Annotated in this window: 12 protein-coding genes; 2 read left to right on the plus strand and 10 right to left on the minus strand. The window is 54.5% G+C overall.

Annotated elements, in window-relative coordinates; genetic code table 11:
- Positions 1-13: 13 nt before the first annotated feature.
- A complete protein-coding gene (locus tag NO889_RS13895; protein WP_256412828.1) occupies positions 14-2,251 on the minus strand; it encodes a DUF2254 domain-containing protein in 2,238 nt (745 codons plus the stop codon).
- Positions 2,252-2,512: 261 nt separating this feature from the next.
- On the opposite strand from NO889_RS13895, the gene NO889_RS13900 reads away from it, so the two are divergent.
- On the plus strand, positions 2,513-3,364 hold the full coding sequence (locus NO889_RS13900; protein WP_256412829.1) for a hypothetical protein: 852 nt from the start codon (positions 2,513-2,515) through the stop codon (positions 3,362-3,364).
- A 349-nt stretch (positions 3,365-3,713) separates the two neighbouring features.
- On the opposite strand, the gene NO889_RS13905 is transcribed toward NO889_RS13900, so the two are convergent.
- Both NO889_RS13905 and NO889_RS13910 read right to left on the minus strand, forming a co-directional pair.
- Positions 3,714-4,847, minus strand: a complete 1,134-nt coding sequence (locus NO889_RS13905) for a homing endonuclease associated repeat-containing protein (RefSeq protein WP_256412830.1) — start codon at positions 4,845-4,847, stop codon at positions 3,714-3,716.
- Between the two features lie 214 nt (positions 4,848-5,061).
- Complete coding sequence (locus NO889_RS13910) at positions 5,062-5,928, minus strand: DNA-binding protein (protein ID WP_256412831.1); 867 nt, start codon at positions 5,926-5,928, stop codon at positions 5,062-5,064.
- A 532-nt stretch (positions 5,929-6,460) separates the two neighbouring features.
- On the opposite strand from NO889_RS13910, the gene NO889_RS13915 reads away from it, so the two are divergent.
- On the plus strand, positions 6,461-8,341 hold the full coding sequence (locus tag NO889_RS13915) for a hypothetical protein (RefSeq protein WP_256412832.1): 1,881 nt from the start codon (positions 6,461-6,463) through the stop codon (positions 8,339-8,341).
- A gap of 181 nt (positions 8,342-8,522) precedes the next feature.
- Here the strand turns inward: NO889_RS13915 and NO889_RS13920 are convergent, their stop codons facing one another.
- From NO889_RS13920 to NO889_RS13945, 7 genes are all read right to left on the minus strand, one after another.
- Complete coding sequence (locus tag NO889_RS13920) at positions 8,523-9,764, minus strand: RNA-guided endonuclease InsQ/TnpB family protein (RefSeq protein ID WP_256412833.1); 1,242 nt, start codon at positions 9,762-9,764, stop codon at positions 8,523-8,525.
- Positions 9,761-9,937, minus strand: coding sequence for a hypothetical protein (locus NO889_RS13925; protein WP_256412834.1), 177 nt, complete (start codon positions 9,935-9,937; stop codon positions 9,761-9,763). Before NO889_RS13925 ends, NO889_RS13920 begins: the two co-directional genes overlap by 4 nt.
- Before the next feature lie 159 nt (positions 9,938-10,096).
- Complete coding sequence (locus NO889_RS13930) at positions 10,097-10,345, minus strand: helix-turn-helix transcriptional regulator (protein WP_256412835.1); 249 nt, start codon at positions 10,343-10,345, stop codon at positions 10,097-10,099.
- A gap of 7 nt (positions 10,346-10,352) precedes the next feature.
- Positions 10,353-10,799: a hypothetical protein gene (locus NO889_RS13935; protein ID WP_256412836.1), complete on the minus strand. Its 447-nt coding sequence runs from the start codon at positions 10,797-10,799 to the stop codon at positions 10,353-10,355.
- A complete protein-coding gene (locus tag NO889_RS16595; RefSeq protein WP_484496869.1) occupies positions 10,762-10,953 on the minus strand; it encodes a DUF7987 family protein in 192 nt (63 codons plus the stop codon). Before NO889_RS16595 ends, NO889_RS13935 begins: the two co-directional genes overlap by 38 nt.
- A 256-nt stretch (positions 10,954-11,209) precedes the next feature.
- Positions 11,210-12,256: a PAS domain-containing sensor histidine kinase gene (locus NO889_RS13940; RefSeq protein WP_256412837.1), complete on the minus strand. Its 1,047-nt coding sequence runs from the start codon at positions 12,254-12,256 to the stop codon at positions 11,210-11,212.
- Positions 12,257-12,547: 291 nt separating this feature from the next.
- The gene (locus tag NO889_RS13945; protein WP_204749961.1) at positions 12,548-12,808 is read right to left on the minus strand and encodes a HalOD1 output domain-containing protein; all 261 of its coding nucleotides are present in this window, start codon (positions 12,806-12,808) and stop codon (positions 12,548-12,550) included.
- Between the last annotated feature and the right edge of the window lie 46 nt (positions 12,809-12,854).

A 12,854-nucleotide genomic window follows, 5' to 3' on the forward strand; every position in this document is an offset into this window, starting at 1 on the left:
GTTCTTCGACTAGTCACCGAGTATTTTCGCTGTGACTCAGGTACTCCCTTAGAGCTGCACCCTGAGCTACTGCTGATCGGATATCATGACGGGTTTTCAATTCGAAGTGGAACCATCGATACTGCCTTTCTCTTGGCTTATCTGCCCCTTCTATTCCTTCCGCTAATTCATGGTGTAGCTGATTGTCTTGCCCAAAGTTCTGATTCATTTCGGCTGAGATAGCATACTGAACCTTGCTTCCCCAAACCTGGGATCCAGACATTGTCCAAGGTCTAACCCAATCACCACCGTGCTTCGATGCATAACCAAACTTCTGTGTAGGGGATGCCGGGAGGGCCTTTCCTCTCTGTACCACGTCTTGGAAATCAGACACCAATACATCGAACAATTTGGGGAAGTCCTTTTGAACATCGAACGACAGGCTCAGCCAGCAGCCATACAGCTTCAAATGCTTGTAGAGAGACCGATTCACGGCGTCTCCCCATCTTCCATCCTGGTTCTTCGGCAAGTTACTATAGAGATTCACAAAGTCTCCAGTGAACTCTTGGAGTGATTCTTTGTCTTCTCGGTGGAAGATGATCTGGAGAGCGTAGTAGTCCATCATGCTCTCCTCTACCTTTGAGTAGACTCCTTCGTCTTCCTCGATACAGTGTTGATAGTACTGCTCGATGTAGTCAAGCCAGTTATCGTTGATCTGCTTCAACAGTTCTGACTCGAACTCGTCGCTGAGTTCGATTTTGTAGCAAACAAGGTAGAGCATCTCCGGAAACACACTGTAAGAAGAGGAGTGTTTGTTACCGATATCGGTCGTAAGAATCCGATGGTGGAAGTCGATGTACTCTTCGAGATAATCCTTCGTGATCCGTTCAATACGTGGATTCTCAATCCCTTGGATATCTGCTCTCTTGAGCTTCCAGTTGAACGAATTCGCTCCGTACAGGGCCGCATAGAGAAGCTGTTCTTGGCTAAGTGAGGTCTCACTGGTTGCTTCGTTGAATCTGCTGGCCAGGTCGTCGAAGAAGTCTCGGATCTGCCATTCCTCGACTGCAAGCTTCTCATCGAGTAGAAGCTGTACCAGCTTCACGTACTGCCACTGGTACTTATTCAATGCTCTCTGGAGAAGCAGTGCCGAATAGTACTGCTTAGCTTCCGCACAAATATCTGCGATGTCGTCTAAGTGACTGTTGTAATAGTTGTAAGAGCTGTAATCTCCATCTTCCAAGGCTGCGACGGATACTTCGTCGATCTTGTCGATGCAGACGTGCCCGACTGAGGTCAGATCTAGACCATATGACTTGAAAAACAGGTCCTTCATCGACTTCAAAAGGCGACCCGCCATCTGGCTCTGACCGCCCATGTCCCGATGCTCGACAATCGAGAGAGCTATATCACCCATCGCCTCCGCGATATCATCCAGATATTTCTGCCGTGAATCCTCTTCCAGTGCCGTTCTAATCAAGAACTCGAAGTAGTTTGCGATTTCATTAATGAAGTCGTCATTCGTAATCTCACCGCTAGTCTGCTCCAAATACTGATCTGAGACCTCAGAGATCGAATTCAGAGTCGATTCAAACACCTCTCTCTGGTCTTTCTCAATAGCCCTGCTCCCTGTCGAAAACAAGAGATGAACATCCTTGACCAAATCCTCAGTAAACTCCTCGTCATGCTCCGGGACAAGAGGCCTCCAAGTCGAATAGATATTACGCGGCTCAATCTTTCGCAGCATCCGATCCGTGACGTAGTCCACAATATTCGAGATATTCAGGAAGTAGCCCGTGAAGAGGATAATAGCACCAATCAAGAGAACTGCAATAATTGACAGAACGTAGCTAATCAAATCATACGGCGACGCCCAATCCAGATACAGGCCTGTCAAGTTGAAGGCTGAGAATCCGAGGATAAAGACAAGGATCCCTATGAGGTACTTGTCTTTGAAAATGAGCATCGAAAGGCGCGGCGAGTACTCTTGATTCGCATTCTGAATTAAGAATATCACTAAGAGAAATATCACGCTCATAAAATTTAGAATCAAGCTGAGCGACTGATCGAAGATAGCCGGATTAGAAACCTCTTGAATAATCGAGCCTATTCCGAAAGGTCTCCAGACAACCGTTATTGTCAGGAGAACGAGGGTCAAAGCGGAAGCTAGGCACAGAAGCTCTCCGTACCTATAAAGAGAGACGCTGAAAATCGCTTTTATGCGCCTCCATGCTATGTAAAGCAGATATCTAATCCAGTAACGAACCCTCATACCAAAATCAACTTTCTGTCGAGCAATGGTGTATCAACTGTTATCTTTGTTACCCTCTTAGACGGATGAGTCTATCATCTACCGGCCTGCTAACTCACTGTCCGGTACGGTCTGCTCGACGTTTTCCAGAACTTGCCCGAGCTTTTCTTAGTCTCCTCCATCGAAGTGCTTCTCAGGCTTTCGAACCCAGAACAGTATCATCAGGCTTCGAATACCCACCTAAAGTGTGATTATTTAGGTCCTGAAGGGGTTTTTCGTTCTATGGCGTGGCTTGGTGATTTCCGAAGCGAAGTAAGAGAGAATGCGCGGGTATCGGATTTGGTTTTGATTCTCTCGGTGCCGATCTTTCTTTCGTTGATCTTTCTGCTTCCTGAGTCAATTCAGAACTCTTTGATCCTGGACTACGGTAATTACTCTATCGTCAATCTCTGGAGCTCGGCCTATGTGCATCGAGGATTCAACCACTTCAGCAATAACTTGGCGGCTTACTGCGTCCTGATCGGTCCAATATACCTGCTTTTGGTGCTGGCTGATGAACGGAAGCTGTTTCGATACACGTTCTTGTCATTCCTCTTCATCCTCCCGTTCGTCATAGCTCTGAGCAACATAGCCGCTCTTGGCTCTGGAACCGGAGCAGGCTTCTCTGGAATCGGCTCCGCATTCTTCGGGCTCCTCCCCGTCTCGCTATTTCTATTCATCCACAACAAGGTCTCAGAGGAGATAGAACCCGCTCACGGGGTCGTACTGTTCCTCATAGCCGCCGCGATCATCGCAGGAACCTACTCCGGCGTTACTGCAGCAGCTGGCATTCTGCTGTTCGCTGTATTGATTACCATCTACGACACCTACCAGGTGGGCCTTGACGAGGTAAAGGAAGCCGCTGCCGGACTAACTTCGATGGAAGGCTATTTTGAACTGGTAATGATCGCGGGCCTCCTATTCTTGGTGTCTCCTGTACTGCTCTTTCCTCAAGATATCACTCAAGGCGACGGAGCTGTGAACATTCTATCCCACTATCTGGGGCTTCTCTTGGGATTTTTCGGGCCCACTATTTACTTGTTCTATCGAAGACATCGGAGGCAGATCATCGCGGGCTTCCAGAGTGGTTTCTAACTGTGTTTCGCCAATTGAAGAATCAACTTTCACCAGGCACCCTGCTCGGTTAGCGGTGTTCCTGCCGCAGCGACTGCGTACACTCGTGATTGCGAATCCGCTCTGGAAGGCCGACCTTCCCACAGACGGGACACTCCCGCAGGGGTGTCGGCGGCAGGTCATTCCAGGCGTCCAGCGCGCCCTCTAACTGTACTTCGACGATTGGTGAGTCGGTCGTGCGGCGGGCTTCCCGGAGGTGAATGCGAAGACGTTCACGGGCCGTGAGTGTCGTGTCATCGGTCATAGTAGGACGGGAAGGTGGTGCCCCCGCCACCCATTGCCGGGAGCAGATAGACACCACCGGAAGCGGTTAACGAATATCGGGCTGGAGCGGGGCGAACTCCTCCCACATCGTATGGTGGCGCTGACACAGAGTAATCAGGTTCTCAAGCCGATTCGCCCGTTCGTAGTCGAGGACGCCGTCGGCATCGATGAATACGCCAAGCGGCGTAATGTGGTGGACGTTCAGGTCACGGTCCCAGCGTTCCCGGTGGGTCTCACGGTCAATCGGACAGCCCGGCATCTGGCACTCGAAGCCGTCCCGTTCCAGCGCACGCTTGCGCTGTCTGTACCAGTTCGGTCCGTACGAAATGTCTCCGTAGCCGCCCTTCCAGAGTGGATGCTCTGGGCCGCTTGGCCGGCCGGGATACTCGAACCCGGCCGCTTCGATGGCGTCTTGCCAGGTCCCATACCGGCGGGCATAGGATCCAACTGAGTAGCGACCAGAGTCACGCATCTCGATAGTTGATGGGACGTGGCCTAGCTCATCGACTAAGCGCTCGATCTCCCGATGGAGCTGTTCTTCACTGACACTCCATTGTTTGTGGGGTTCGAACCCTGCACGGCGCAACGCACGATTCCAGCGGCCGAAGCATCGCTGGGCGACTTTCACCGACCACGCTCCGTGCTGTTCCATCTCTTGGGCCTTCGGTGGTCGTCCGAGGTCTGCGGCGAGGTTCTGAACCGCCTCGATGACATCCTCCTTTGTGGCGGTCTGCTGTGTGGTCGTCTCCAAGTTGGCTGCGCTGAGGCCCTCGTTCCACGACCCGAAATGAGTCTGGACTGCGTTAGCTGAGATACGCCCCAATTCTCGCCACTCGTTTCGTGAGGGCGAATGGCCGATCTGGCTGGCGACTCGTTGTAGCTCCTCGATGATTTCTGCGTCGCTATATCCGTTTGTTCGAGGGTCAAGTCCGGCAGCTTCCAATCCCTCCTCCCAGCTCCCAAACGTTGAGCGCACGGCGCCTTTTGTGAATTCAGTCTCTTCTTCGATCTCCGATTGTTTTGGAACTCGCCCCTTCTCTTCGGCTAGTCGCTGCAGTTCGTCGATGATCGTTTCAGCAGGTATCGATACCTGATGGGAACGCATATGGCCGGCAATCTCGACGTTCGTTTCGAACGACTCGCCGCAGATGTCGCACGTGTAGTCTCCTTCGACTTTCATACGTAGCTCCGAGCGTTGGGCACGCCCGCACCCCTCGTGGGGTGGGACAAACACGCCCGGTCGCGCACCGTTTCCCCCAGTTTCAGGGATAAATCTCAGACTGACACCCGAGGTTGTGGCTGCGCGCGCAGCGAAGCGAGCACGGAGCGGAGGGTGGGGCGGCGGGGTCTGGGTCGGTCCGGCACACAGCAAAAAAGAAGGTTGCCTCAACTGGCTACTCTTCCCACCACCGGCCGCGCTCTGGGAACTCGATCCTGCTCCAGCCTATGATGGCGAGACTGCACCGTCCCTGGTACCAGTTTTTCTTGACCGCTCTGAACCGGACTGTCTGCCCTTCTCTAACTACCGTCTTCTTGCTCTTCTCCCAGATCGTGAATTTCGTACGCCCGCTTTCGTCTTCGATGAGTCCGACTTGGGCGATGGCTGGGGAACTGGGATCCCAGAGTTCGCTCACTGTGCCTTCGACCGTCACCTCACCGACCGGGACGTCCGGCACGTCCGTGATGGGCACGATTGCCCCCGGGGCCGCCTTCAGTTCCTCAAGGGTCTCCAGCACTGCCTTCGTGACGTCCCGCCCGCGCTGCACCTTCTCGGCCAGCTGCTTCGCGACGACCGCCCTCGACCAGCCGCCCTGCACTTCGTCGCTGATCCGCATCGCCTGCTCGTTGACCTCCGCGAGTTCCTCTTGCGTCAGCTTCTCTCGGGGATCCGTGCGCTCCGCCGGCGCCGGCTCGTCACGACCACACTGCTCGCTGACGACCTCCCGCGTGCGCTGCTCGCGACCGTCCTGCGTGCCCAGCTCGGCCTGGGCACTGATGCGCTCCAGTTCGGCTTCCCGCGCCCGAATGCGCTCCTCCTGTTCGAGGGTGACACCGTGAATCCGCTCGGTGCTCGTGTCCGCGATCCCGTCCGGGTGGTTCGCATCCACCTTCGCTTGCGTCTCCTGCTCGACCGCGGCCTCGAACTCCGGCGTCTCGTCGACGACCGGGAAGCCGTCTTCATCGACCGCCTGACCGCCCGCTTTCTCGAATGCCTGTTCATCCACCGTAACGACCTTGCTACTAGAGCTGTTACTTGACATTGGTCTCACCAAAGACCGAAGGCGCTCACGCGCCGACTCCGCGATGCTCCAACATCGCGGTTTTCCGACGACAACGACCGACAGAATCATCTGCGCGCTCTCGCTCGCGCCTTCGCGAGCGCCCTACCGGGCGCGAGCGAGAGCGCGCCTGCATGAGGTGGCTCCTACCAGCACCGCGCGCCGACCCGCCCGGAGCGAGCGGCCAGCGCATTCCCCGTTCGCCGCGACGCAACCACGTCCGTCGCGGTCGGCTCTGCCGAGGTCCGCAGGACCCGAACGGGTGAAGCGCTGGCGTCGAGGGCACATGCACTTTAGCCCGGCAGCCCGCCCGCTACTGCAGGCAGGCAGCCCGGAATGGTCGGTCGCGAGCGACGCGGAGGGCGGAATGCGGCGAGCGGTGCGGGCCGCGCGGGAGCATTCTTTCCTCTGAAATTGCCGCCATTGAATCTGTCAAATACGAATCCGGGCCATTAGTACGAACTTGAAATGGTGGATAAGAGACTTATCTCACCACGGTATTTGTGTATCCAGAATGGAATCGGAAGAAGAGATCCCGGCTCTTTCGCCGGATGTGGGTTATATCGCAAGTCTTCTTCACCCCCTCAAGATTGCGAGCTCAACTGAACACTTCGAGGAATGGATTTGCGAAAACAAAGAGGATGACTTGGATGACCTGGTTCCTGGGTATGTGTTCTTCTTCGAGACAGGTATCCGTGCACTTGCGGTTGGTGGTAGTATCAGCCCAGTTTTTGATCTGGATTATCCGTATGTCCTTCAGCGAGCAGAAGGAGAGATGATCGACCCTGACAAAATCCCCGAATCAAATGAACGATTAGACTTTTTTAGGAATCTAAAACAGATTCAACAACAGATTAGACCAGTAACGGACTGGGAGAACATATCTACAGTACAGGACGCAGTAGCACCCCTTCTTGATCTCTCAGCGAAATTAATAGAAATCGCCGAACCTGTTCCTGAGGCTAATCTCTCAAAAGATACCGCTATTGAGTACGCTACACGTATTCAATTGGTGGATCGATATACTAACACTCGCCAATATGGTCCTCGTGGATATGGACCAACAAATTTGGATCGCTGGTTATTGAGCGGTCCAAGAGAGAACGCTATCAGTGGTTATGTAAGAACGGTTCAATTTGTATGGAGAGAACTCCTTCAGGACGAAAATACGTATCAGGATTCAGTTCTTCCTGATTTGAACAAAGTAACTATGTGGTCATCCGACCATAGAGGAGATAGTTCTGAGCTCTCGTTACAGACCTTTTACGGTGATATCCGGGGACAATTTCTCACGCCAATTGATAAGCAATTAGAATCACTAACCGGGGGACGATTGGTTGAACCCGATGACATACTCGAAGCTCGTTCAGAAATCCCAGAGGATGTACTCTCCCCGTTTTTAACGAGTGTAGAACCACCCAGTCGATCAGAACTTACACTCGAGGAGGAGCTTGATTATGTGCTATTCTGGAATAATGCCGAATGGCTGGGGTCAACCACTTTCAGCAAGGATGCAACGTTTGAGACGACTCTCTGGGGACTTGCAATTACATTCCTTCGGGAAGATGCTGACTTCCCGATTCACGTTGCTCGTTTCAAACATCCTGTAAAGAGTGGTGAGGGGAACCGATATTCGTATACCCTCCTTCAACGACTGGGACACCGTGGCATTGGCGATCCTTCAGGATGGCTTATTTTCTACGAGGTGGGCACCGACTTTTCGGGGTCAGAAGCTGCTGTTAAATATATTGAAAAATGTATTGCTGAAGTTCAAGATTTCTGGCCAATCGAGGTCCGTGAACTAACAATTGGGATTGAGGAATTTCGCCGACTGATGGCAACTCGGCTTGCAGATGATTATCTTCAAAATGAGCTTGAGGCACAAGACGCGTCTATGAAACTCAATTCGGCTCGAGGAGTTCTTTTAGAATTACTGGGGTACTTCGCTCTAACTGCTCAGGAGGGCGATCTGCCAGTATTTTGGTCTGAAGATCTTGGTGCTGGAGAAGTTGATCTTCTGGTCATAGAACAGGACCAATATCGTGTAATCGAATGTAAGGCAGATCCCGGTGCGGTACGATTCAGTGATGAAATTCCAAAACTCCGTTCCAAAGCGCGACCACTACAAGACGATGGAACAACCGCTCTCGAATTTATGTTTTGGGAGTCTCCGACCGAGGAAACTGCGAATTCACTTCGCTCAGCTGGCATTGAATATACCGTTCTTCCAAACCATTCGTCATTTGACAATCTGAGCCTGGATCGGATACAAGATGCTTTTGCACAATCCATTCCTGATGTACGGTTTGATGATCCAATGGGACCCGTTAGAAGATTCTCAGGAATTCGAGAGGACTTGTTCTGGTATCTAACCTTGACTGAGAATAGACAGTAGAGGGTATTATTGCTCGCCCCGATATCCGATGGTGAAGTGGTCCTAAAATATCGTACCGAATACGGGATACAGTCAAGTCGAAAAGCGAGCGACCAGCGGATCGACATCCACTCTGGAAAACCAGAGCGTCCGCTCGCTGGTGTCACGGCGACACCACGGCGGCACCTTGCGGGTCTGTGCGCTATTCGTTGGGAGCCACCGTGGCTTCCTCGACAGGGAACCACTGGTGGTCGTCCCACTGGAACCGCACGGGCCGTGCCGTCGGCCTGACCTCGGTGTTCGTCGCTTGTTCGAGTAGCGTCCGCGACGCGACGAGGTCGGCGTGGCCCTCGAAGCCACACGGACAGGTCAGCGTCTCGCGATGCCGGCGGGTCTGCTCGCGTTCGCCGCACTCCGGACACGTCTGGGAGGTCCACGCCTCGGAGACCGACGCTACTTCGATGCTGTACTCCTCGCAGACGTTCGCGAGCTGGTCGAGACATCGTCGATGCGCCCAGAAGGTACGCGCTTTGAGGTTCGCCTCGACCGACCAGTACTCGCCGAGGACACCGGTGAGGTCGCCGTGGTAGATGGTTTCGACACCGTCGTCGTGGAGTCGCTCGACCAGATCACGAAGGAGCGCGTTCACGGCGTGGTCGCGCCGACGGGACCGCTTCCGATAGAGCCGCTGGATTCGGTTGCTGGTCTGCTGGCCCGCCGGCAGCTTCGCTTTGGCGTCGGCGATGCGCTCGGTCGTCTCACGGAACTGCCGGAACGGCTCCTGACCACTGTACCAGTACTGGTCGCCACTCGTCGTCGTACACGCCACGAGGACGTTCGCGCCGATATCGAGCGCGGCGACGTCCGTCCCCGTCGGCGTCGCCTGTTCCGCCTCGGAGACGGTCACCGGCTGGTGGGCGCGATAAGTCTCGTCGACGTCGTCGTAGGTGAGGTGGAGGCGGCCCTGCTCGCCCTGCCAGTGCGGTTCACCGTGGACGGCAACCCGGAGCCGTTCGAACTGACCGAAGCCGTACTCGTCTTTGAGCTGGCTGCCGATGGGCACTTCGAGCCTGGAGCGCTCGCCCCAGCTGATCGTGTAGGCGTCGTTGCGAATGTAGGTCCGCAGGTCGCGTCCGTCGGCTTGGTTCCCCCAGTAGCCCGGTGGGCTGACCTCCTGGTCGGCCTCCTCAACCATTTCGAAGAACGACCGCCAAGCGGCGTCGTTGACGCGGGTAACCTGCTGGGTCGTCGCCGACCCCAACACATCGACGTACTCGTCGTAGTAGTTCTCACACTCCCAGATGCTCCCGCCGGCGAAGAACTGCTGCCGGCGCGCATACGTCAACTGGTTCCAGAGGCTCGCTGATGCATCGAGGAGGCGTCGAAGGACGGCCTCGTCTTGTTCCGACTGTGGGACGACCTCGAAGGTATTGGTCCGTCTCATCGCTCTGACCCACCCCACATTCGCGGCACGTAGCCGAGATGTTCGATGTCGTCCGCGTAGGCCCGAAGAAGTCCGATTAGGACGATTTCCGGGACGCCGTTCTCGGCCTGTTCGACTAGCCACTCTTCCAGTTCGACTTCGGCCTCCTCGATTTCGTCCAGTTCGACCGACATCGGTCATTGAGCCTCCGTCTGACGATACACCTGTCGCTGCTGGTGGTGTCGCATCTCGAATCACCTGTGTTGTACAGGCACGACCGAACGCGCCTGCACCCTTTGCAGGCGCTCACAAACTACGCTTAATGTCGTTAGTATCTCCGGTCAGTCAGACATTCAACTCGGTTCAACGTCACTGTCGAGAGCAGTGGTCGGGTTTGCTGTCGATGTTGCGCTATCAGGCTGAAAGAGTTCTTCGACATGGCAATCAAAACAGTCCGCGAGCTTGAATGCAAGTTCAAGCGAGGGGTCATATCGACCATTCTCAATTGAATTAATCGTTTGCCGACTCACTCCAACAGCCTGTGCGAGATCCGCTTGAGTTAGATCATGTTTTGCCCGGTACACTTTGAGTTGGTTATTCATACAACCCTCACGCCAGATTCCGATGCTGTAGTTCTAATACTCCTGCGACCGAGCCGGTAACGATAATCCCAAGCAGGCTGATCCAGATGAAATCAGTTACACTTGATGGCGGCTGAATGCTTCGATACGTTAAGACTGCGGGAATGCCGAGTAAGACGATCACGAAGCCCCACGCCATTGCTGTATCCAGAATCTCGTAGTCTCGTTCATCGAATAGATTTGCAGACCCTCGTCGATACTGGGTTGTATATCCGATATTAATCCCGATGACAGCCCCGATGGGAGTTCCCCAAATCATCACCGGATTCAATTCGCCAAGCAGTGTATACAAACCCGCTGTAATAACAGCAGTCACTCCGAAAAGTAAGGCGTTGTATTTGAGAGGTAACAGTTTCATCTCGATGTATTCAGGTGTTTTATTCCGTGTTGCCTGCGTTCTGTCGACGATACTCATTAATCGCGGTGGGGAGAATAATCCCGACACCTAGCAGAACGATCCCTTGGAAGATTGTATCGTCGGTGACCTGGATAGTTCCGAGCCAGAGGACAACCGCGAGACCAATGAATAGGGCGGTGATTTTGGTACTAGTGGAAACCATACTTTCCATAAAGACAAGTAACCTTATCAATCTTTCTTAAGTCCACCACAGATATGTAGTTGCGAGCGACGTGGAGGGCGGAACGCGGCGAGCGGTGCGAGCCGGTGAGGCTATACTGTGTTCTTAGCAGTTACAGACGATACAATGGGTATTCGCATCAAATCCCGGTCCCCGCGTCGACGCCGGCACTGACACGAGGTGTCGCTCTACTTACTCAGTTGTCCCCAAGAACAATCCATCGTACCAATTTGCCGAGTAGATGTATTTACTCTGCGAGTGGGAGTTGGACAACGAAGACAGCGCCTGACGGCTCATTATCCTCCACCCAGATCTCGCCACCGTATTCGGTGACAAGCGTGTCAACAAGATAGAGACCGATTCCCGTACCGGGACTTCCGAGCCCCCGTTCTCCTTTGCCAAATACGGTGTCTTTGTGGTCGTCGGGGATTCCGGGCCCGTTGTCGGCGATTCGAACTTCAACCTCGTCGTCTCGTACCTCAAACGAAACCTCGATATGAGGGGTATCCGCGTCGTTGTGTTGGACAGCGTTGTTGAGGAGGTTCCTGAAGACCGAACTGAGCATACTGTTGGCAGCGACCTCTACGTCGGGCGGCGAATTTTCCAGGCTGAACTCTGCCTCCGGGAAGGACTCCTCGCGAAGCGACAGTTCGGTTTCCAGGACCGAACGCAGTGGCACGGGTTCCACGGCGACCGCTTCATCCGAGACGACCGTTTCCACGTACTCACGCGCGACCTCGGTCAGTTCAACGACGTGCTCACCGCTGGCAAGGATCTTCTGCAGATATTCGCGCCCCTCGTCGTCGACGTGGTCGTCGAGCATTTCTGCCCAGCCCAGCACGACCGCCATATCGTTCCGGATATCGTGCCGAACAATCCGATTCAATAGTTCCAGCTCTTGCTCGCGTCGTTTTTGATCGGTGATGTCGGTGGAAATGCCGATGATCTCCGAGACATTTCCCGCCTCATCCTGTAGTATAACTTGCCGATTGAGCGTCCACCGGACCGAACCATCCGGGCGAACAACGCGCCCCTCATACTCCGTATCACGGAGTTCGCGGGTTGATTCCTCGATGTTTGCGCGAACGCGATCTCGGTCATCGGGATGAATCGACTCAATCAGTTTCCCGATGTCGTCTTTGATTTCGTCGGGTGGAATACCCCAGATATCTTCGAAGCCAGCACTGATGTACTCGAATTCTTCCGGTTCGGACGCTGTCCAGAGAGCGACGCCGTCCAGTTCATCAAATAGCGACCGAAAATCACGACGCTTCCCCAGCGATCCGTTGCTCATACGGCTTCCTGAAGACCAAATCGTATAAATTCTGGTTCGTAACCCTCGACTCCTCGAGTTCTCGTCATCTAGTCGTGGCGAACGGGGCGGACCGTGACGTACACACCTGTCCAGCCGGCCACGCCGCTCGGTGGGCCATCCACTGTCCTGGCGGACTCAGAAAGGGCGAGGCCGCCTCGGCCGTCCCCCGACCCCGCAAGCACCGCAGGGACGAGGCGCGCAGCGGTGGTCGCGGGACGTCGAGCGGCCGAGGGCTTTCAGGAACGATCCCTATCTCGGACCCGCACGTCGTTATTCGCCGACGGACTGCGATTCGTCCTCGACGATGACGTCCACACCGTCCGGTGATACATCGAGTGGGATCCCCTCGACAGTGAACTGAACGGTGATGTTCTCATCGGCGGAGGCGATCACCTGTTCGAGCGCATCGGGGTCGACGTAATCGTGGAGCTGGTAGGAATCGTCCTCGAGTCCACACGTCTCCAGCGTCTCAATTATCTCGACGAGAAGGTCATTCGATCCGCCCGAACTGTCCGATGGAGGGGAATGCATCTGAACGCTCGGGGGTTAGGGTGGCAGGCGTTTAAAACGTAAGGAG

The organism is Halorubrum rubrum (assembly GCF_024494685.1).
Classification (GTDB): Archaea; Halobacteriota; Halobacteria; order Halobacteriales; family Haloferacaceae; genus Halorubrum; species Halorubrum rubrum.